Raw genomic sequence first — 21952 nt, 5'->3', positions numbered from 1 at the left:
AACACTCCTGATACTTTATTATTAACCTAACTAGTTTGTTTTTTTACAAATTAATTAAATTATTATGGCAGCAGATCAATATCAAAATGATGATGAAAGAATCCAAGACAAGTTAAAACAAAAAACTTGGAATGAAATTAGAACCAATGACTCATGGGCTATATTTAAAATCATGTCCGAATTTGTTAATGGATATGAAACGATGGGAAGAATTGGTCCTTGTGTATCTATTTTCGGTTCAGCTCGAACAAAACCGGAAGACAAATATTATTTATTAGCAGAAAAAATAGCTTATAAAATCAGTAAAGCGGGTTATGGTGTCATTACGGGAGGTGGACCTGGGATTATGGAAGCAGGAAACAAAGGAGCTCATTTTGGTGGAGGAACTTCAGTAGGTTTAAATATTGAACTTCCATTTGAACAACATTTTAACCCTTATATTGACCGTGATAAAAACCTAAACTTTGACTATTTCTTTGTTAGAAAAGTAATGTTTGTTAAATATTCACAAGGATTTGTAGTAATGCCTGGCGGTTTTGGAACTTTAGACGAAATGTTTGAGGCAATTACCTTAATCCAAACCAAGAAAATTGCTAAATTCCCTATTATTTTGGTAGGAAGAGAATTTTGGACTGGACTATTAGATTGGATTAAAAGTGTAATCATTGACCAATTTAAAAATGCAAGTCCAGAAGACATGAATTTATTTAAAATTGTGGATACAGAAGATGAAGTTGTTGAAGCTTTAGATAATTTCTACAAAAAATACAACTTATCGCCAAACTTCTAATAAAACAAAAATCCCAATTACTTAATTGGGATTTTTTATTTTAATTTACTTTGTATTGAACACCAAAATTTAAATTAACAAACTTCCCAAAAGTAATAGCAGAGAGAAAACTAAACCTATCGCTTTGATAATTAGCAGCTAATTCACCCATTACATTAACCTTATCTTTTTCTATGCTATCTAATAGAGTATTTATTATTGACTGAATAGGAAAAACACTTTCAATAGTTCCTTTTTCACCAGAAACTTTATAATTAAACTTACTAGTATTACAAATAAAATTACCCAATACCTCTACATTTCCCCATTGTTTTGAAGCTGAAAACTGAAAATGAAAAGTGTCAACTAATCCATTAATTTGGTTTATTCCTAGATTACCAAAATTTGTTTTCACATCTAAAAAGTCAAATCCAATATCTTCTTTAGAGTAATAAGATGAGATAGAAAAAAAAATGTTTTTTGCGGTTAAATTTGGAAAATATTGATTTAAATTATGTTTTAATCCATAACCATACACCTGATAATAACCCTTTTTTAATTTTGTATTTGTTGATGTTCTAGTAATTAATTCAGTACCATAAGGCAATGCCAAATTAATATCTAAATAAGGATAAACCACAAACTGTTGATTAATACCTTGCGGAGTTTTCAATCTTATTTGTTGGCCATCAAGATCTCCAACTAAATAAATTTGATTGTCATTCCCCATCGCCGTAGGAACAGTTGCCGAAGTTCCCCCATTTTCTATTTGAAAAAATTTAAAATCAGAATTATTAATTACAAAAGTTCTATCAGTTTTAGGGACATTGAACATATTAACATTTATTCCCATGGACAAATCCCACGTTTTCCTTTTTTTATTTGAATGGTTCCAGGCACCTGAAGCTTGATAAACGGCACCATCTGTAGCGGGAATTATGTATTGTTTAGAATAAAGTAGGGCATCTTCTAAAAGATACCCTACTTGTTGCAATTGTGTGCCTGTTTGCGCCTTAGCTTGAAAAAAACAAACTAAAAAAACAATCAATATAATTTTTTTAAACGAACTATGCATCAATTTTAGCATAAGCAGCATTTTTCTCGATGAATTCCCTTCTTGGTGGAACCTCATCTCCCATCAACATTGAAAATACACGATCTGCCTCTGATAAACTATCAATAGTAACTTGACGAAGTGTCCTAAATTCTGGATTCAAAGTCGTTTCCCATAATTGTTCAGCATTCATTTCCCCAAGACCTTTATAACGTTGTACATTAGTACCCCCACCAAATTCCATTGAAATTCTATCGCGTTGGTCGTCGTTCCACGCATAGGCTTTTTTGTTACCTTTTTTAACTTGGTATAAAGGTGGTTGAGCAATATACACGTGTCCACCTTCGATTAATTCCTTCATATAACGGAAAAAGAACGTTAAAATTAAGGTAGAAATGTGAGATCCATCGACATCAGCATCACACATAATTACTACTTTATGGTAACGCAATTTAGTTAAATTTAGAGCTTTACTATCTTCCTCCGTACCCACGGTTACTCCCAAAGCAGTGAAAATATTACGAATTTCTTCGTTTTCAAACACTTTGTGTTGCATAGCTTTTTCCACATTCAAAATCTTACCCCTTAAAGGCAGAATAGCTTGGAAGAAACGATCACGACCTTGTTTAGCTGTACCACCCGCTGAATCTCCCTCAACTAAGAAAATTTCACATTTTGCTGGATCTTGTTCCGAACAATCAGACAATTTACCTGGTAGACCTCCACCTCCCATAACGGTTTTACGTTGCACCATTTCACGAGCTTTTTTAGCTGCATGACGTGCTTGAGCTGCTAAAATTACTTTTTGAACAATGATTTTAGCATCGTTAGGGTTTTCCTCTAAATAATTTTCCAACATCTCAGCTACTGCTTGTGAAACTGGCGAAACTACTTCTCTATTTCCTAATTTCGTTTTCGTTTGACCTTCAAATTGAGGTTCAGCTACTTTTACAGAAATGATAGCTGTTAATCCTTCACGAAAGTCGTCTCCTGAGATTTCAAATTTCAATTTATCTAACAATCCAGAAGCATCAGCATATTTTTTCAAGGTACGCGTTAATCCCATACGGAATCCTTGTAAATGTGTACCTCCTTCATGCGTATTAATGTTATTTACGTAAGAGAAAATATTCTCTGTGTAACTTTCGTTGTAAATCAAGGCTACTTCAACAGGAATTTCGCCTTTGTCATTTTCCATTGAAATAACATGTCCAATAATTGGCACACGGTTTCCATCTAAAAACTTAACAAATTCTTTCAAACCTTCTTGAGAATGGAATGTTTCAGAAACAGGATTTCCTTTATCATCTAATTCTCTTTTATCCGTTAAAGTAATTGTAATTCCTTTATTTAAGAAAGATAATTCACGTAAACGAGCCGCTAAGGTTTCATAAGAATAAACCAATGTTTGTTGAAAAATAGTACCATCCGGTTTAAATGTCACTATCGTTCCTCGCTTATCAGTAGTTCCAACTTGTTTTACTGGATATAAAGCCTTTCCTCTTTCGTATTCTTGCTCGTAAATTTTACCTTCTCTGTGTACGGTTGCTTTTAAATGATCTGATAAAGCATTAACACAAGAAACCCCAACTCCATGAAGACCTCCAGAAACTTTATATGAATCCTTATCAAACTTACCTCCTGCTCCAATTTTAGTCATTACAACTTCAAGAGCAGAAACGCCTTCTTTTTTATGAATATCTACTGGAATACCACGCCCGTTGTCTTCAACCGTGATAGAATTATCTTCGTTAATTGCTACAAAAATAGTATCACAATGTCCAGCTAAAGCTTCATCAATAGAGTTATCTACAACTTCATATACTAAGTGATGTAAACCTCTTACTCCAGTATCTCCAATATACATGGATGGACGCATACGTACGTGCTCCATTCCTTCCAACGCCTGAATACTATCTGCCGAATAATTGTTCTTTTTTACTTCGTCGCTCATAATTAAGTTATTTGTCTGTATTTTAGTCTAACGAGCAAATATAAACAATTCAAACCTAATTTCTAAACAAAATACCACCGATAACAGATAAGTTTTCAACAAAATAAATTAACAATTGACATACTTTAATTTAGCATTTTAGAAGTGTTAAAATAAAGAAAATACGCTAGCAATTGCTCACTAACGTATTTTACAAACAAACCACTATTTACGAAAAACTAAACTCGTACATTTTCTTGGGCAATTGAGGTATCTGCCTCCACATGAGCAGCGTTTGCTCTTCCACTCGGATCTTGATTCTCTTGCCATTTTGGAATCCACTTTCTTACCGTTTGTGCGGCACTTTGTTGTGGATAAAATTCATGAAAAATACTTCTATAAAAGAAAGCCTCTTTAGTTGTTGGAGTATTGTAAGGATATTTAATTTCTGCTTGAGCAAATTCCTCATCACTTACTTGCCCTGTACAATAAGCGATTAAAGTATCAATCCAATTATACCCTACACCATCTGAGAATTGTTCTTTTTGTCTCCACAAAACTTCTTCTGGCAAATAAGGTTGCTCAGGAGTATCAAATGCCTTTCTTAAAATATATTTTTCAATTCCTTCATAAGTCTTAGGTTGCTTTTCTTCGGGCTTTATATTCATAGCCACTTCTAAAAAAGCTTTATCTAAAAATGGTACTCTTGCCTCTAATCCATGAGCCATTGTTGATTTATCAGCTCGCAATAAATCGGCAGTAAATAATTTTTGCACTCTATCAATCGTTTCTCTTTGAAATTCCTGTGCAGATGGAGCATTTCTAAAATACAAATAACCTCCAAATATTTCGTCAGCTCCTTCACCTGAAAGCACCATTTTAATTCCTCTATCCGTAATTGCTTTTGATAAAAAATACATAGGTGTACTAGCTCTAATAGAAGTAACGTCATAGGTTTCTAAGTGCCAAATTAATTTCTTAAGAATAGCTATCCCTTGCTCAACGGTAAAAAAAATTTCATGATGTTCAGTGCCAATGAATTCAGCCACTTTTCTCGCCGCTAATAAATCGGGGGCTGTTTCATCTAAACCAATTGAAAAAGAGTGAATTTTTTGTCCTGAACTTTCGGTTAATCTACAAGCTATAGATGAAATTAACGAAGAATCTAAGCCACCTGATAATAAAACTCCAAAAGGCACATCTGCCATTAATCTTTTTTCTACAGCTTTTGTTAAAGTTGCTCGGATAGCTTGATAATCAACTTCTTCAATTGCTTTGGATTGGTCTTCCCATTTTGGATGATAATATTTTACAAACCCCGTTTTTTCAGTATAAAAATGCCCTGGAGGAAAAGCTGAAAATGTAGCACATTGATCAGCGATAGCTTTCATTTCTGAAGCAAAATACATTCTCCCTCTTTCGTCAATACCATAATACAAAGGCTTAACACCAAGTGGATCTCTTGCTGCAATAAAATCATCTCCATCTATAACTACAAAAGCAAAAATTCCATCCAACATATTACAAAAATCATATCCAAACTCTTCATAGAGATGCACAATCACTTCTGAGTCTGAAGTTGTTCTAAACGAATGCGTAGCTAATGTAGTTGCTCTTAAATGTTTATGATTATAAATTTCACCATTATGCACCATCCAAGCCGAAGAAGTCCCTTGAATAGGTTGTTTACCAGTATTTAAATCAACAATTGACAGACGTTCATGAGCCAAAAAGTGCCCCTTATCCGTAATATGAATATCACTTTCATCTGGACCTCTATGACTCATTCTTTTTGATAATTGCTGTACCAATGCTTTATCTTTTCCTTTTCCAATAATAGCTAATATTCCACACATGACTTATAGTTTTAATTCTGAAGCAAAATTGGAACTAAAAGTTTTTAATGAAAAGCAAAAAATCAACTTTGATTTAAATTTTAAACAAAAAAAAGCTTTTTAATCAAAAAAAATAAATAAATAACACAAAAATTGAACTAAAACTTATAATTATAAAATATCAAGAATTTGGTATTCTATCTTATTTAATTGAAATATGTGACCTTTTTGATGACCAAGCAACTGAATTCCTAAAGGTGATTGCGGAGAAATAGCAAAAAAAGGATTGCTGTCAATTATAGTTTTAGGCAATGCTGTTGCTATTAAAACACTTAAATGATTGGTAAAAACTAGACTTCCTAATACTATTCGTTCTGATTTAACCTCAACATCTAATTTTGACAATATCTGTATTTGATGTAAAGCTTCGTTTAATTTTTGACTTATTTTTTCTTGTTCAATATGTAATTTAGATAAGGTCGTTTCATGTTTATCACCAGCAGAACTTTTAGCATCATTTTGAGCCTCATCAGTTAATGAATCAATCAAATCTTGATAGATATCTATTTTATCTTGCAATAAAATTTTATATTGTTCGACTAGCTTATTTTTTATTGACATGGTAGTTATTCGCTTTTTAAAGGTTGGTAATTCAACGGCAATAAATTCCCTAATTTTTGTGTTCCAATATCACCACCAAAAATGATTTGGTCACGATGACTTGTATTTCCAAATTCATCTACAAAAAATTCTTTAGTACCGAATTGGATTTGAGATTGTCTTTTTTTATTATACAATAAGTTTAAAAAAACATTAAACTTTTTTGACTTTAATCCAATATTATTTTGTTCTTTCACTTCTACTTTAAACAAACCTTCTTCATTTGTAATTTTAAAATAGTTTGTAGGATTTACTGCAAATTTACCTTCATATAGTAGAAACTTTTTAGTCTCCCATGAATTATGAATTAATGTTTTAAATAATTCCATTGAAGAGCCAAAATAAGCCTTATCTCGATTTATTTTCTGATATTCATGCTTTGCATTATCAATAAACTGAGAAGTACCAAGAAACATACTTTGATAAACATCAGCAGATTTTATGCTCTTTTTGTTCATTAAAACATAAAAATCATACAAATCAAATTCCACTAAATAGCCTAAATAATCATTTTGAATTTGAATAGGTTCATAACTTTTAGCTAATAATCGGTTGTTTTTCTTATCGAATTCTAAAATCAGAGCATCTTCATTGAGTATGCGGCATGCTTTTCCTTCTTTATTTGAACCCAAAAATTGTTCTTTAAACAATTGCATTTTCTGTTTTCGAGTAAAACCATCATCTATAATAAAAACGGGCTCAATTTCATTTTCCTTAACTTGCAGAACTATATTCCAAAAGGGTTTCTCATAGGGATTGGAAAGAATTACATCTTCATATCCCATAAACCGAATAATCAAAGATGTATTAAATTTAGTTGTAGAGATCAAACTAAATTCCCCAGCATCATTTGTAGAGGTTCCTAAAGTTGTTCCATCCAAATATACAGAAACACCTGGTAATGTAGTTCCAGAAGCAGTAGTTACTTTGCCTATAATGTTTTGAGCTAGAAGTTGCATTGAAAACAAATACAATAAAATAGAAACTGAAATTGTAATTTTATTTTTCATACAATTGAATCATAAAAAAGTACTGACTTCATTCATTTAAATTAAATCAATGCAATTAAAATACTGTAAAACGATTAAAAATCAAATTTGTAAATTCCTCCTAGTAATACCTGAATACCTTGCACTGGAAAATTTGCCCATCGATTATATTGCTGATTTGCTAAATTATTACCTCTCAAGAATGCAGTCAATCTCTTATTATATTTAAAACCAACATTAGCATTTAAATCAAAATAACTATCCAAAGTTACTTGCTGGTTGATATAAGTTGGAATCAAAGCTGTTTGATCTTGAACCGTGACTAAATCTGTTCGTTCACCTACAAAGAACAATTGAATGCCCCCATACCATTTATCAGTAAAATCCATGTTTAGGGTAGATTCAACTTTCAATTGAGGTAAATTCCATGCTTTTTCAATATTTCTTGTACTGAAGTTGTTGTATGTACCACTTAAAACTAATGAAGTTTTTTTAGAAAAATCTGCTTTAATTTCTCCAAAAACAGAAATAGTTGTTAAGTCATCATAAACCACTTGAAAGGAATTTCCGTTTACATATCCTTTATCATTTGAGTTTGTAACAGCGAAAGTATTTGATTGAAAAAAGGCTTTATCAATTTGACTATTGTAACCTCCTTTAACGTTAAATGAAACGGCGCTAGCTAGCTTACCTTTCATTCCAATATATAAATCATATGCATTACTCGTTGGTACTATATACAATGTAGGTGAAACAAATGGATTTTGCCCTACAAAATCCGCATACGAATTTTGATTCACCCCTCCTTCTGCTCCTGCATAGGCAATCATTAAATCACCAACGAGGCGGTATGATGCTTTAACATTTGGGTAAACAAACAATTTACCCTCTGATACATCATTAAATGTTGAAGAGGTATAAAAAACACCCGCACCAATAGTTACAGATAAATCGTCTTGTTGATATAAAAAACTTGGTTTTGTTCCAAAAATAATATTACTGTATTTCATTCCTCCTGTATTAAAAAAATCTCTTTCAAATGAACCTCCTACATAATCTAGTTCAAAAAGAGCTTTAACTTTTTGATTCACCACATCAAAGTCAAATTCTGGCTTTACAAAGAAGCGATTTTCACCAGAACCCATTTTATCTGAAAAGCGTTTAAATAGTATATTGGCATGACTAAACAAACCATCTTTAAAGTCCATCTTCCCGCCTAGTTCAATGGTATTATAGCTTTGTTGAGCATCTATTTTCACAATCGATTCATCTGCAAATAAAATATTTTCAGAAGGTAATCCATACCAATTGATGATTTGATTTTTCACCCCAAGATCAACATTCCATTGCAAATCCTTGGTTCTACTACCATAGGTTATATCTAAACCAGTAGTATAAAATTTATCATTTAATTTTACATTTTTAATCCCACCTTGCGAAGATAAATGATGAAGAAGTGCCCCAACATAATCAGTACGATTTAATTGATGAGCAACAAAAACTTCGGCATTAACTGTACCATAGTTACCCACACCTAATAATGCATAATTACTAAATCCTTTTTCTAGTTCTTCTTTATCCACATCAGCCGCCTTTCCTTTTGAAGGAATGAAAGTTGAAGCTACGGGGAATGAAAAAATTTGGTACTTAATCGGTAGTTTTGGTTCAGGAATTTCTTCTTCTGCCGCAGGAATTTCTTTCACTTTAAAAGCATCAGAAATGGTAGGAGTATAAGGCTTAACTATATTCACCACTTCACTGCCAATATTTTCATCTTTCTTTTGAGAGAATCCCCATTGAAAAATCGAGATAGCGATGATACAAAAACTTATCTTCTTACTCATATAATTTTTGTGGTTTTGCTTGTTATCTTGAATCTTTGATGTCATAAAAAATGTATTAAGTGTTTGCAATATACTTATCACTAAATGTAATTATTTGGTGATAGATGAATTGGTTTTTGCTTCTTCTGTTTTTATTTGGTCCAATTCTGTTTGTGCTTCTGTAACTACCTCTTTAAATTCAGAAAAGTTATCTATTACACTTTGCAAAATTTCAACGGCTTGAAAACTATCTTTTAACCCGTAATAATTTTTAGCCATTATAACAAGTACTTTTGCTGCAAAAAACTTATAACCCGAGTAAGTAGATGCATATTTTTCAACCACTTTATTAGAAGCTTCAAATTTTCCTTCTTTATGTTTAAAATAAGCTTCATAATACATTGCTTCTGCAGCTAATTCTCCTTTGGCTATTTTTTGTAATTTGGCATAGGCTTCTTTCGCTTTTGATTCATTATTAGTTTTTATAGCTGAACGCGCAATTATAATTTGGGCATCACTTTTAATTTTATCTTCTACTTTAGGATTTCTCAATACCTTATCAGCGTAAATTTCCGATTGATTAAAATCCTGTTTTTCATAATATAATTTCATCAAATTTGATTGTGCAAAAGTGATATTTTGAGGATATTCTGCATCCGTTTCTAATCTTTTCAACACAGAAATAGCTCCTTCTGCATTTTTAGTCTTCAAATGAATTTCAGCTAAACGCACTAAAGCTTGCTCTGTATACTCATTTCTTGATTGATTCATTACATATTCATAATGTGGAGTTGCATTTTTTTCCAATTTATCAGCAAAATACAATTGAGCCAAATAAAAATGTACTTTAAGTGCATATTTACCACTTGGAAATTGGGCTAAATAATTTGTAAATCCAGTTATTGCTTGTTTCGCATTATTAGCTATGTATTGTTTTTCAGCAGCTGCATACATATCTTCATCCAATTCAGCATCAGTAACATTAACAAACGATAATGTTTTAACCCAAGAAGCATATTCGTCTACTTTTCCATTGTTAACATAAATACTTTTTGCGGTTGAAACTGCTTCAAGAGATTCTGGTGAGTTAGGAAAATCCGCAACCAGTTTTTTAAATTTAATCAAAGCAGCCTCATCTTTATCAGCATTATAATAAATGATTCCTTGCTTTAAAAGTGCCTTTGGCACATAAGAACTATTCTTGTGATTATTTACTAATTTATCAAAAGTTTCAGTAGCTTTAGTATCTTGATCTAAATCTTCATAAGTAGAACCCAACTCATACAATGCATCATCTATATATTGTGAAGTTGGATATGTTGAAACAAATTTTGATAAATCTTCAATCTTTCTATCATTTTTATTTACAAATCCATAACTCATTCCCTTTTGAAAAGCAGCATAATCCGCATCTACACATTTCAATTCAATTGCCTTATTATAAGCATCCATTGCTGGCCAATATTTAGAAGATATATAATTACAATCAGCCATTCTAAGATAAGCGTCTGTTAATCTAGTTTTGTCTTCTTTATTTGCATTGATATGTGCTTGAAAGTAAGGAATGGCATTTTCATACTCTTTAATTTTAAAGTATGCATAAGCCAAGTTATAGTTCACATTCTTAATTTCAGGAACAGAAGAAGAAGCAGAAGAAGCTAAAAATTGCTTGTATGTTAAAACAGCTTCAGCAAATTGATCCAAACTATATTCGCATTCAGCCTTCCAGAAAGTGGCACGGGCCGTAATTTTAGGATCTCTATTTTCAGTTAAGGATTTTTTAAATAAAACATAAGCTTCTTGGTATTTTCCATCCGTGTGAACTTCCAAACCTCTGTAAAAAGTTACCTTTTGATAAGCAGCTTTGTTTTCAGGGGTTTTATTTTTCTCTAATAATACCAATGCTTCTGTATAATTTTTAGATGTGATATACGAATTAATGAGCAACGTTTTTAATTCAGAATTATTAGAATTATTGGGATATTTATCCATAAAAGCACGAATAACTTCAGGTGTTGACTGATATGGATTTCCTATTTCATAACTCAATTTAGCATAATTTAAATAAGCATCTTCTTGAATTTTTAAATCATAACTCATTTCAGAAGCCGTTTTAAAAGCATTAAAAGCTTGCTGCTTTTTTTCTGTATTCAAATAACTTTCAGCTAAGTGATAATAAGCATTTTGAGCAATAAAATCATTCCCTTCGATAATTTTATTGAATTGATTGATGGCGTTTTCATACTCTTTTTGTTGGTAATACGTATAGCCTAGTTGATAGAAATCAGTATTGGTCCATTTACCGTTTTTACCTCTGTAAGCCAACAAATAAGGTAAGGCTTTGTCATACTTTTTTAAATTAAAAAACGATTCTCCAATAATTTTAGACAATTCACTTTTTTCTAATGCAGTTGATTTTTTCAATTGAGGCTCACCTAATTCAATAGCTTTTTGAAAATTTCCCAATTTAAAATTCATATCAGCTTGAAAATACCCCATTTTTTCTTTGTATTTATCCTGATCTGAAACCTGACCAAAAAGCTCATTAGCTTCTTGATAATTATCACCGTCATAAGCTAAGTATCCTAAATAATATTTAGCTTGATTACCGTATTCCGATGAATTGATAACTTTATTTAAATATTTCTTTGCCTCTGCTTTATTTTTAGTTGAAAAATGAGCATAACCTCTATGAAAATTAATTTTATCTAACTCATTTACCGACAAGTTATCTTCGTGAATATTCTCATACCATTTAAGAGATTGTGTATAATTACCCTGAGTGAAATAATAATTGGCTACCCCAAGATAAGCCTCATTTTGCTTAGTGCTTGTAGGGTGTTTTTCAATAAAATTTTCCATCAAAGCATCAGCACCTTGTTGATTAGTTCGAATAGCACAATTAGCAATATAAAAATCACAATCAGATTGAATTTCTTCATCTTTTGCCTGATTTTTCACTTTATCAAATAAAATTTGAGCGGCTTGAAACTGTTTGTCTTTGTATAAAATAACGGCTTGGTTAAAGTCTGTTTTTTCGTTGAGATAAACCTCAGTTTGCTGAGCATCAACAAATAATGGCATTGAAAACACATAAAGTAAGGAAAGCTTAACTACTAACTTCATAATGACATGGATTAAAAATTCAAATATACCTATTTGCTCATACAAAAACGCAAAAAATATCTTAAATATTGCCTCTCATACCTCTCAAATATTTGAAAGAATAATTTTGTTTAGCCATTAATTGTTACTATTTTTACACATTAATTTACATGAGAATATGAGTCAAACGATTTTAACTTTAAAAAACGTTTCTATATATCAAGAACATCAATTAGTTTTATCAGATATAAATCTAGATGTTTACAAAGGAGATTTTATTTATTTTATAGGAAAAACAGGGTCTGGAAAAAGTAGTTTTTTAAAAATTTTATATGGTGACTTACCTTTAACAGAAGGTACGGGAACTATTGTTGATTATGATTTAACAACTTTAAGAGACAAAGACATTCCTTATCTAAGAAGAAAACTTGGTGTTGTTTTTCAAGATTTCAAACTTCTACCTGATCGTTCTGTTAAAGAAAACTTAGTGTTTGTTTTGAAAGCAACAGGATGGACAGATAATCAAGAAATGGAGGAGCAAATTCAAGAAGTATTAACAAAAGTTAATATGCAAAATTATGCTTCAAAAATGCCACATCAACTTTCGGGAGGAGAACAACAACGTATTGCAATTGCTCGTGCTTTATTGAATGATCCTGAACTTATTTTAGCAGATGAACCTACAGGAAATTTAGACCCTCAAACGAGTGTAGAAATTATGGAAGTTTTAAGAAAAATCAACGCTAATGGAAAAACTATAATTATGGCAACACATGATTATGCCTTGCTATTAAAATATCCTTCTAAAACATTAAAATTTGAAGAAGGAAAAGTGTTTGAAGTGGTACAAAAAACGGTGTAACGATTTAGTTATTTTTACTACTAATTAACAAACTAAACTATTAACTATGAACGAAATTATCAAACAAAACGGGATTAAATTTGGAATTATTAGCGGTATAATTGGTATTGCAATTATTCTTGGTGTATACTTAACAGACTATAAATTATTTGCTAGTAGCGGTATTGGTATTATTTCCATTCTAATTAGTATCATCATCAGTATTCTTTTATTTATTCAAACCAAAAAACAATTAAATGGTCAGTTAACTTTCAAAGAAGGTTTTACAACCTATTTTATTTACACTATTAATTCCATTGCCATCGTTACTCTATTCAATGTTTTATTATACAATGTAATAGAGCCTGAATTGAAGGAAAAAGTTACACAAATCATCATTGAAAAAACAGCTGAAATGATGAAAGCATTTGGAGGCTCTTCTGATGTTCTTAAAGAAACAATAAAAGAATTAAAAAATAATGACCAATTCTCACCAGGAAAACTAATTGTAGGTTCAATATGGAATTTAGCTCTTTCATGCATATGGGGGTTAATTTTGGCCGCTATTTTCAAATCAAAAACGAACAATTCGCCATTTAATCAATAATGAATATATCAATCGTAATACCCTTATTAAACGAACAAGAATCGTTGCCGGAATTATGTAAATGGATTGAGAAAGTTATGCAAAGTCATAACTTTTCTTATGAAATACTATTTGTAGATGACGGTAGTACTGACCAGTCTTGGAACACTATTTCTGAGCTTTCAAAAACAAATTCTAATATAAAAGGAATTAAGTTTTTACGCAATTATGGAAAAAGCCAAGGTCTTCATGCAGGCTTTGCTCAAGCTCAAGGAGATGTTGTTATTACAATGGATGCGGACCTACAAGATAGTCCAGATGAAATTCCAGAATTATACGATATGATTATGAATCAAGGATATGATTTAGTTTCAGGTTGGAAGAAAAAACGTTATGACTCTGTAGTAGCAAAAAATTTACCATCAAAATTATTTAATTGGGCTGCCAGAAAAATTTCGGGTGTAAAATTAAATGACTTTAATTGTGGGTTAAAAGCATATAAAAATATCGTCATTAAGAACATTGAAGTTTCTGGCGAAATGCATCGCTACATTCCTGTACTAGCTAAGAATGCTGGATTTTCAAAAATTGGCGAAAAAGTGGTTATTCATCAAGCTCGCAAATATGGCAATTCAAAATTTGGCATGGATCGATTTGTAAACGGATTTTTAGACTTAATCACCATTTGGTTCATATCAAAATTTGGAAAACGACCTATGCATTTTTTTGGATTATTGGGTACTTTAATGTTCTTTGTTGGTTTTGGTCTTGCCTTATATTTAGGTATTGATAAATTATTCATACATACTAAAGCGCGCTTAATTACCGAAAGACCTCAATTTTATCTTGCTTTAACCTCAATGATTATTGGCACGCAATTGTTTTTAGCAGGTTTCTTAGGAGAAATTATTTTAAGAACAAAGAGCAACGAAGAACGTTACAAAATTTCAGAAAGAATATAACTAAACTTAAGAATTTACTATAGAAATGCACATTGAACAGCATATTTTAGATCAAGCTAATGCGTGGATGACTTCCACTTTTGACCAAGAAACACAGCAAGAAATTGAGCGTATGATAACTTCCGCTCCTAAAGAGTTAGAGGATGCTTTTTACAAAAACTTAGAGTTTGGAACAGGCGGAATGCGAGGCATTATGGGAGTAGGAACTAACAGAATCAACAAATATACCTTAGGAAAAAATACACAAGGGTTATCTAATTATTTAAAAAAATGTTTTCCTGAAGAAGTACTAAAAGTAGCTATTGCTTATGATTGCCGTCACAATAGTAATACCCTAGCAAAAGTAGTTGCGGATGTATTTTCTGCAAATGGGATTCATGTATACTTATTTTCAGAATTAAGACCTACACCTGAGTTATCTTTCGCTTTAAAATATTTAAAATGTCACGTTGGTATTGTCTTAACTGCTTCACACAATCCACCTGAATACAATGGTTACAAAGTATATTGGCAAGATGGTGGTCAGATTGTACCTCCTCAAGATGGTGAAATTATCAAAGAAATTGAAAGTCTGGATTATAACGCGATTCAATTTAGTGCTAATGAAGAACTAATTCACTATATAGATACGGAAATAGATGAAGCTTTTGTAAAATCTACAATAGAAAATGCGAGTTTTAATACACCTAAAGAAGCCAAAGAAAATTTAAAAATAGTATATACATCTTTACATGGTACTTCTATCAAAGCAATACCAGCGGTTTTAACTGAAGCAGGTTATACCGATTTAAATATTGTAAAAGAACAAGAAATACCTGATGGTAGTTTTCCAACAGTAAAATCGCCTAATCCAGAAGAACCAGAAGCCTTAACAATGGCCTTAGAATTAGCAGAAAAAATTGGAGGTGATATCGTTGTAGGTACTGACCCTGATTCGGATCGTTTAGGAGTTGCCGTTCGTGATAATGACGGAAAAATGATTTTATTAAATGGTAATCAAACCATGGTGATCATGACGGCATATTTGTTAGAACAATGGAAAAGAGCTAAAAAACTGAGTGGTAATGAATTCATAGGTTCAACTATTGTTTCAACACCAATGATGCTTGAATTAGCAAGTGCATATGAGGTTGAATGTAAGGTAGGTTTAACTGGATTCAAATGGATTGCTAAATTTATCAAAGATTTTCCTAATCAAAAATTTATTGGTGGTGGAGAAGAAAGTTTCGGCTTTATGGTGGGCGATGCAGTACGTGATAAAGATGCGGTTGCTGCAACTTTATTGATATGTGAGATTGCAGCTCAAGCCAAAGCTTCAGGCAGTTCTCTATTCAGAGAATTACAAAATCTTTATTTAGATTATGGTTTCTATAAAGAGCACTTAATATCTATCACTAAAAAAGGGATAGAAGGCGCAAACGAAATCAAACAAATGATGATAGACCTTAGAGAAAATCCAATGAAATCTATAAATGGTCAACGTGTGATTTGTATTGAAGATTATCAAACATCAAAAGGTAAAGATTTAATGAATAATGAAACATTTGAAATAACAATACCTAAATCTAATGTTTTAATTTATTATCTAGAAGATGGAAGTAAAATTTGTGCACGACCAAGTGGAACAGAACCTAAAATAAAGTTTTATTTTAGCGTAAATGCACCTCTTGAAAGCATAGCAAAATATCAAGAAGTAGAAGAACAACTTAATCAAAAAATTCAGGATATTATTTCTGAAATGCAGTTAATAAACTAATTTAATGAGAAAAATAATAAAAAAATTAAAACCATACATTTTACCATTTAAAGCACACGTTTATTGGAATATATTCTATAACATTTTATATGCCCTATTTGGGACATTATCATTTGTTACCTTAATTCCTATGCTGAGGGTTTTATTTGATAAATCAAAAAGGATTACCGAAGAGCCCGTTTACAATGGTGTTTCAGATCTCTTTGAGTATTTAGAAAATTCTTTCTATTATAAAGTAACTCAATTAACCGAAAAAGGAGATGCTCAATTTGCCCTACTTTATGTTGTTGCCTTAGTCATATTTACATTTTTATTAAAAAATTTGTCTGGTTATCTAGCTTCATATCATATGTTAAAACTAAGAAATGGTGTGATGGCTAATTTAAGAAAAGTCATGTTTAATAAGATTATTCAACTTCCCATTTCTTTCTACTCTGAAAAAAGAAAAGGAGATGTTATGTCTAGAATGTTGGGCGATATAGGTGACATGCAAAACTCATTCTTTATTATTTTAGAATTAGTTGTAAAAGAACCCCTTACTATATTATTTTCAATAGCCATGATGTTCTTTTTAAGTTGGGAGCTAACACTTTTTGTATTTATTTTTATTCCAATTTCAGGGCTCATCATTTCTAGAATTGGAAAAAGGCTGAAAGAACAATCACTAAATGCACAAAATGAAAGTGGTTATCTAATTTCCTTAGTAGAGGAATCTTTAACAGGCATGAAAGTAGTAAAAAGCTATAATGCAGAGGGAATTTTTGAAAGTAAATTTAAAAAATCTGTAGAAAAATTATTGCTTTTATCAAATAAAATTGGTAAGAAAAATAATTTAGCTTCACCAATGAGCGAATTTTTAGGAATCATTACAATTGCTGTACTTTTACTTTATGGTGGTCAATTGGTTTTGATTGATAAAACATTAGATGGCCCTTTATTTATCTCTTTTATGGGATTAGCCTATAACATTTTAACTCCTGCAAAATCAATCTCTAAGGCTTCCTATTCTGTAAAAGGAGGAACAGCTGCAGCTGAGCGAGTTTTTGAAATTTTAGAACAAGACATAACTATTGCAGACAAAACTACGGCAATTGAAAAAGCAACTTTTGATGAAATAATTGAATTAAAAAATATATCCTTTGGATACCAACAAGAATATGTCCTTAAAAACTTTAATTTGACTATTCCAAAAGGAAAAACTATAGCACTTGTAGGACAGTCAGGCTCAGGGAAAAGTACAATTGCTAATCTATTGACTCGATTTTATGATGTAAATGAAGGAACAATTTCGATTGACCACATAGATATCAAGAATTGGAAAATGTCAAGTTTAAGAGAAAAAATTGGTTTAGTTACACAAGACTCCATTTTATTTAATGATACTATTAAAAACAATCTATTAATTGGTAAACCTGATGCTACTGACGATGAAATCATTCATGCTTTGAAAGTTGCCAATGCTTATGAATTTGTTAAAGACTTACATAAAGGAATTGAGACAAATATTGGAGATGCTGGAGGTAAATTATCTGGTGGACAAAAACAAAGACTATCAATTGCGAGAGCTGTACTAAAAAATCCTCCAATTATGATTTTGGATGAAGCCACTTCGGCCTTAGATACTGAAAGTGAAAAATTAGTTCAAGATGCCTTAGAACACCTAATGCAAAATAGAACATCTATAGTAATAGCACATCGCCTTTCAACTATTCAAAAAGCAGATTTAATTGTTGTAATGCAAAAAGGCGAAATTGTGGAACAAGGAACCCATCAAGAATTATTGGCTTTAAATAATACCTATGCCAAATTAGTTGCCTTACAATCATTAGAAAACTAAAAAATGTATACATCACATCCAAATATTCAACTTCCAAATGATCCTAATACGATTGTTTGGAAGTATTTGGATTTATCAAAATTTTTAGATTTACTTCTATCACGTCAACTTTTCATGTCACGTTCTGATAAATTTGAAGACCAATATGAAGGTACTTTTAGCGAACCTACTTATGAAGAAATTAAAAAACTGTCAGAACACAATCCTGCTTTTTTAAAATATTACAAATCACAAAGAGAAAAAGTGGTAGTTAGCAGTTGGCACATTAATGAATATGAATCGTTTGCTATGTGGCAAATTTTCACGCAGAATAGTGAAGGATTAGCTATTCAATCAACAATTAAACGTCTACAGAATGCCTTAGAGGTAGAATCTAATTACAAACAATACATAGGTGAAGTAAACTATATCGATTACAAAAAAGAATACATTCCTTTTGACGATTTATTTTTCCCGTTTCTTTTCAAAAGAAAAAGTTTTCAATATGAAAGAGAAATTCGTGTTATCTCAGATGTTTCAGCATTAGGTTTAGAAATTGATAATGGTTTAAAAATTCAAATAGACATTAACCAACTTATTGAGAAAATATATATTCATCCAAAAAGTGAAAATTGGTATAAAAAATTAGTCATTGAACTCGTACGAAAATTAGGCTATGATTTTGAAATTGAAAAATCCGATTTAGAAAGTGATATCCTAATTTAGTAATAAACCTTACAAAGGTTTAAACTCAATTGATTTACCTTGTTTAAAATCATAATAAAAATAGTGGACGTTATCATTTTTATCAAATTGTCCATTTTTATTTGCGTCATCTAATGTTCTAAAAAATAGCTTACCAGAAGCTTCTATATATTCCCAATCAATTATTTCTTGTAAATCTGGCGATATTTTAATAAAGTTGGAACCTTGTTCATCACTTAAATATAGAACATTTAAATCATTATTATCTATGCTATTATCTTGATTAGTATCATTATCAGATAAGGTATAAACAAATGTTTTTTTTGACTTTAAATAAGACATATTTTCAATCAAAATAACTTGTTCTGTTAACGAACGAAGCGAATCTTGACCAATAACTTGAAACTTTACATTTCTAAAGAAACCTGTAATTTCATTTTCCATTGAATTAGAAATATTGAAGTTAGCTGAGTTATCATAAGCAGTTTTACTTGATTCATAGTTTCCCTTATTCACATCACCAACTGTCAAATCTCCTACAGGAAAAACAAGAACAGAAGCACCTTCAAAATGTATTGGCAAGTCAACAATTCCTAATTTAGAGGTATCTCTAAACACTTCTTTTCTAGTGCTAGTATCATATTTAACTTTAGGTTTTACAACTTCTTCTTTTTTACAAGAGACAAAGAAAAAAGCAATTGAAAGGATGCTATATAAATATTTCATAAAAATAGAATTTATGTCTCTCAAATATAAGAAAGTTTATTCAAAATTATTTAATTTTAAAAGTCCTAATATTATAAGCGAGCTGTTAATTTTAAATTAAATGTTCGTGTAGTCATGTAATTAGGAACTCCATACTGTGATTTAGTATAAACATCTCTAACCCAAGTATTCGTTATAGCATTTTGATTATTAAACATATTATAAATTTCAAATCCAAGAGATAATTCAGAGAAATTATTTAACCATCTCTTATTTAAGCCTAACTTCGAATCTTTAAAAACATAAGAAAATCCAGCATCAGCTCTTCTATAATCATTCAAACGCATTTGATACACATAAGGATCTGAATAAGCCGGTGAGCCACCTGGTAAACCTGTATTGTAGACTAAATTCAAATACATTTTCAAATTAGGAATATTAGGCATGTAATCCTGAAATAAAATAGCAAATTTTAATCGTTGATCTGTAGGTCTAGCAATATAGCCTTTATTATTTTGATTTTCCTCAGTTTTCAAATACCCGAAAGTGAACCAAGACTCAACACCTGGAACAAATTCCCCATTCAATCGAGCATCTACTCCATACACATAAGCTGTAGCTTCATTATTAGCTCTATATCTTATTCTGACATTATCAATAGTATAGGTGTTAACATCCCACAAATGCTTGTAATAAGCTTCTGAAACTAATTTAAAAGGTCTACTCCACATTTTAAAACTATAATCATGACCTAAAACAAAATGAATAGACTTTTGATCCTTCACATTTTCATTTACCGAACCATCATATCCTCGCAATTCTCTATAAAATGGAGGTTGATTATAGAAACCTGTTGAAAATCGGAAAAGCATGTCTCGTTTCCAATTAGGTCTTAAAATAAATTGTGCTCTAGGAGAAAAAGTCATATGATTGTCACCACTAATACCATTATTGGTTACAAACCAACTTTGTCCACGAACACCAGCATTTATATAATATTTATGTTCACCTATTTTACCTTCATTATTCCAATTGGCAAAAGCCATAAAACGATTAATGGTAGTATGATTTTTTGCTCTTACATTTTGATATGGTGCTAAAGGTCCCGTATAAGGATTATATGGTTGATCATTAATATAATCCAATATTGGATTTGGTAATGAAAAACCCGCAGAATCAATTACTTCCCACTCTACTAAACGATCGCGGATATCTTCAATATTATGCTTAATACTCCACTCAATTTGATTTTTTTTATTTAATTTATACTGACCTTTAAACTCGTTAGTAACAATGAGAGCATCTAAATTATTTCTAGCGTGATTCAATTGAGATCCAATTCCTCTTGAGTATACTACATCGCCAAAGGTTTCAGAACCAATATTTGCATCTACTTCCCCTAAACGATATTGAGCCAAGATATCATAATATTCTTGTTCAACTGTATGATATATTGAAGAAATCCATTTATATTTTGTAGATGAATTAGGTTCAAAAACGGCTTTCAAAGCTCCAAAATAAGTGCGGTATTTGTCTTTTTCTTGCCCCTCATAATCAATCAAAAGAGCTATTGGTTCATTTACTGTTCCAAAATTAGTTTGACGCGTGGTAGGCTCATAATTGTAATTATTTTGAGCAATATTCCCTAAGAAACTAAAATTCCATTTTGTATTTGGAGTAAATGAAAATAGCGATTGAATGTCTAAGAAAGATGGTCTGTAATTGGTTTGGGTTTCTTGGCTCTTAACTAATAAACTATTATTTCTATAACGAACACCTGTAATATTTGACCATTTTTGATTTTTTGAAACTCCTTCTGCAAAAAAACTTCCTCCAAGTAAACTAGCTTCTAATCCGGCATGAAATGAAACTGGTTTTCTGTAAGATATATCTAAAACAGAGGCTAATTTATCTCCATACTTAGCTTGGAACCCCCCAGCATAAAAATCAATATTTTCAACTAAATCAGTGTTTGTGAAACTTAACCCTTCTTGTTGACCTGAACGAATAAGAAATGGTCTATATACCTCAATCTCATTAACATAAACTAAATTTTCATCATAATTTCCACCACGAACCGCATAAGAAGTACTTAACTCATTATTAGAATAAACACCTGGTAATGTTTTTATAATATTTTCAACACCTGCATTTGCGCCAGGAATTCTTCTAATAACAACAGGCGAGATCATAGTTTTACCATCAAAATCTTTTCTATTTTTAGCGTTTATTACTACTTCTTCAATTATATCTTCCTTTATGCTTAACTTAGGATTTAACTCAAAATCTTCATTAGTTTTCAAATTAACCTTATATGTAGATTTTTTAAAATTAAGGTGTGAAAACGTAATCACAACCTCTTTATTTGATTCAATTTCTAAAATATAAAAACCATTTTTATTTGTCTTAGTTG

The 21952-nt window shown here is 31.0% G+C and carries 16 protein-coding genes; 7 read left to right on the top strand and 9 right to left on the bottom strand.

Translation table 11 applies throughout. The features are described from left to right. Positions 1-64 precede the first annotated feature (64 nt). A complete protein-coding gene (locus QZ824_RS01595; RefSeq protein ID WP_291274293.1) occupies positions 65-790 on the top strand; it encodes a TIGR00730 family Rossman fold protein in 726 nt (241 codons plus the stop codon). Positions 791-830: 40 nt separating this feature from the next. On the opposite strand, the gene QZ824_RS01590 is transcribed toward QZ824_RS01595, so the two are convergent. The 7 genes from QZ824_RS01590 to QZ824_RS01560 form a co-directional block, all read right to left on the bottom strand. After that, on the bottom strand, positions 831-1817 hold the full coding sequence (locus QZ824_RS01590; protein WP_291274292.1) for a DUF6588 family protein: 987 nt from the start codon (positions 1815-1817) through the stop codon (positions 831-833). A 19-nt stretch (positions 1818-1836) separates the two neighbouring features. Then, complete coding sequence (gene gyrB / locus QZ824_RS01585; protein WP_291274291.1) at positions 1837-3777, bottom strand: DNA topoisomerase (ATP-hydrolyzing) subunit B; 1941 nt, start codon at positions 3775-3777, stop codon at positions 1837-1839. A 218-nt stretch (positions 3778-3995) separates the two neighbouring features. Continuing rightward, positions 3996-5612 (bottom strand): asparagine synthase B, encoded by a 1617-nt coding sequence (gene asnB / locus QZ824_RS01580; protein WP_291274290.1) that lies wholly within the window; start codon positions 5610-5612, stop codon positions 3996-3998. Positions 5613-5762: 150 nt separating this feature from the next. Further along, on the bottom strand, positions 5763-6212 hold the full coding sequence (locus QZ824_RS01575; protein WP_291274289.1) for a hypothetical protein: 450 nt from the start codon (positions 6210-6212) through the stop codon (positions 5763-5765). Between the two features lie 5 nt (positions 6213-6217). Beyond that, positions 6218-7261 (bottom strand): carboxypeptidase-like regulatory domain-containing protein, encoded by a 1044-nt coding sequence (locus QZ824_RS01570; protein ID WP_291274288.1) that lies wholly within the window; start codon positions 7259-7261, stop codon positions 6218-6220. A 74-nt stretch (positions 7262-7335) separates the two neighbouring features. After that, on the bottom strand, positions 7336-9084 hold the full coding sequence (locus QZ824_RS01565; RefSeq protein ID WP_291274287.1) for a TonB-dependent receptor: 1749 nt from the start codon (positions 9082-9084) through the stop codon (positions 7336-7338). A 90-nt stretch (positions 9085-9174) separates the two neighbouring features. Further along, positions 9175-12189 (bottom strand): tetratricopeptide repeat protein, encoded by a 3015-nt coding sequence (locus QZ824_RS01560; RefSeq protein WP_291274286.1) that lies wholly within the window; start codon positions 12187-12189, stop codon positions 9175-9177. 157 nt (positions 12190-12346) lie between these two features. Here QZ824_RS01560 and QZ824_RS01555 point away from each other — a divergent pair, with 157 nt between their 5' ends. The 6 genes from QZ824_RS01555 to QZ824_RS01530 are packed head-to-tail and all read left to right on the top strand — an operon-like array spanning position 12347 to position 18855. Then, positions 12347-13030: an ATP-binding cassette domain-containing protein gene (locus QZ824_RS01555; RefSeq protein ID WP_291274285.1), complete on the top strand. Its 684-nt coding sequence runs from the start codon at positions 12347-12349 to the stop codon at positions 13028-13030. 46 nt (positions 13031-13076) lie between these two features. Beyond that, positions 13077-13616 carry a DUF4199 domain-containing protein gene (locus tag QZ824_RS01550; RefSeq protein WP_291274284.1) on the top strand — a complete coding sequence of 180 codons (540 nt, stop codon included), beginning with the start codon at positions 13077-13079 and terminating at the stop codon, positions 13614-13616. Next, complete coding sequence (locus QZ824_RS01545) at positions 13616-14557, top strand: glycosyltransferase family 2 protein (RefSeq protein ID WP_291274283.1); 942 nt, start codon at positions 13616-13618, stop codon at positions 14555-14557. Before QZ824_RS01550 ends, QZ824_RS01545 begins: the two co-directional genes overlap by 1 nt. Before the next feature lie 25 nt (positions 14558-14582). Beyond that, positions 14583-16313 carry a phospho-sugar mutase gene (locus tag QZ824_RS01540; RefSeq protein ID WP_291274282.1) on the top strand — a complete coding sequence of 577 codons (1731 nt, stop codon included), beginning with the start codon at positions 14583-14585 and terminating at the stop codon, positions 16311-16313. 4 nt (positions 16314-16317) lie between these two features. Further along, the gene (locus QZ824_RS01535; protein WP_291274281.1) at positions 16318-18150 is read left to right on the top strand and encodes an ABC transporter ATP-binding protein; all 1833 of its coding nucleotides are present in this window, start codon (positions 16318-16320) and stop codon (positions 18148-18150) included. Positions 18151-18153: 3 nt separating this feature from the next. Then, the gene (locus tag QZ824_RS01530; RefSeq protein ID WP_291274280.1) at positions 18154-18855 is read left to right on the top strand and encodes a hypothetical protein; all 702 of its coding nucleotides are present in this window, start codon (positions 18154-18156) and stop codon (positions 18853-18855) included. Positions 18856-18864: 9 nt separating this feature from the next. On the opposite strand, the gene QZ824_RS01525 is transcribed toward QZ824_RS01530, so the two are convergent. Next, positions 18865-19560 (bottom strand): hypothetical protein, encoded by a 696-nt coding sequence (locus QZ824_RS01525; RefSeq protein WP_291274279.1) that lies wholly within the window; start codon positions 19558-19560, stop codon positions 18865-18867. Positions 19561-19631: 71 nt separating this feature from the next. Further along, positions 19632-21952, bottom strand: a 2321-nt coding sequence (locus tag QZ824_RS01520) for a TonB-dependent receptor (protein ID WP_291274278.1), incomplete at its 5' end; no start/stop codon positions are given.

Origin of the sequence: Flavobacterium sp., assembly GCF_021151785.1 — a bacterium.
Classification (GTDB): domain Bacteria; phylum Bacteroidota; class Bacteroidia; order Flavobacteriales; family Flavobacteriaceae; genus Flavobacterium.
Note: the sequence above shows the minus strand (reverse complement) of the source record. Positions and strands in the feature narration are given on the sequence as shown.

What these genes read in the sequence shown, in the direction of transcription:
- gyrB (WP_291274291.1), bottom strand. Translation starts at nt 3,777, where the DNA reads ATGAGCGACGAAGTAAAAAAGAACAATTATTCGGCAGATAGTATTCAG.
- QZ824_RS01565 (WP_291274287.1), bottom strand. Translation starts at nt 9,084, where the DNA reads ATGAGTAAGAAGATAAGTTTTTGTATCATCGCTATCTCGATTTTTCAA.
- QZ824_RS01530 (WP_291274280.1), top strand. Translation starts at nt 18,154, where the DNA reads ATGTATACATCACATCCAAATATTCAACTTCCAAATGATCCTAATACG.
- QZ824_RS01550 (WP_291274284.1), top strand. Translation starts at nt 13,077, where the DNA reads ATGAACGAAATTATCAAACAAAACGGGATTAAATTTGGAATTATTAGC.
- QZ824_RS01595 (WP_291274293.1), top strand. Translation starts at nt 65, where the DNA reads ATGGCAGCAGATCAATATCAAAATGATGATGAAAGAATCCAAGACAAG.
- QZ824_RS01560 (WP_291274286.1), bottom strand. Translation starts at nt 12,189, where the DNA reads ATGAAGTTAGTAGTTAAGCTTTCCTTACTTTATGTGTTTTCAATGCCA.
- QZ824_RS01575 (WP_291274289.1), bottom strand. Translation starts at nt 6,212, where the DNA reads ATGTCAATAAAAAATAAGCTAGTCGAACAATATAAAATTTTATTGCAA.
- QZ824_RS01555 (WP_291274285.1), top strand. Translation starts at nt 12,347, where the DNA reads ATGAGTCAAACGATTTTAACTTTAAAAAACGTTTCTATATATCAAGAA.
- QZ824_RS01540 (WP_291274282.1), top strand. Translation starts at nt 14,583, where the DNA reads ATGCACATTGAACAGCATATTTTAGATCAAGCTAATGCGTGGATGACT.
- QZ824_RS01535 (WP_291274281.1), top strand. Translation starts at nt 16,318, where the DNA reads ATGAGAAAAATAATAAAAAAATTAAAACCATACATTTTACCATTTAAA.
- asnB (WP_291274290.1), bottom strand. Translation starts at nt 5,612, where the DNA reads ATGTGTGGAATATTAGCTATTATTGGAAAAGGAAAAGATAAAGCATTG.
- QZ824_RS01545 (WP_291274283.1), top strand. Translation starts at nt 13,616, where the DNA reads ATGAATATATCAATCGTAATACCCTTATTAAACGAACAAGAATCGTTG.
- QZ824_RS01525 (WP_291274279.1), bottom strand. Translation starts at nt 19,560, where the DNA reads ATGAAATATTTATATAGCATCCTTTCAATTGCTTTTTTCTTTGTCTCT.
- QZ824_RS01570 (WP_291274288.1), bottom strand. Translation starts at nt 7,261, where the DNA reads ATGAAAAATAAAATTACAATTTCAGTTTCTATTTTATTGTATTTGTTT.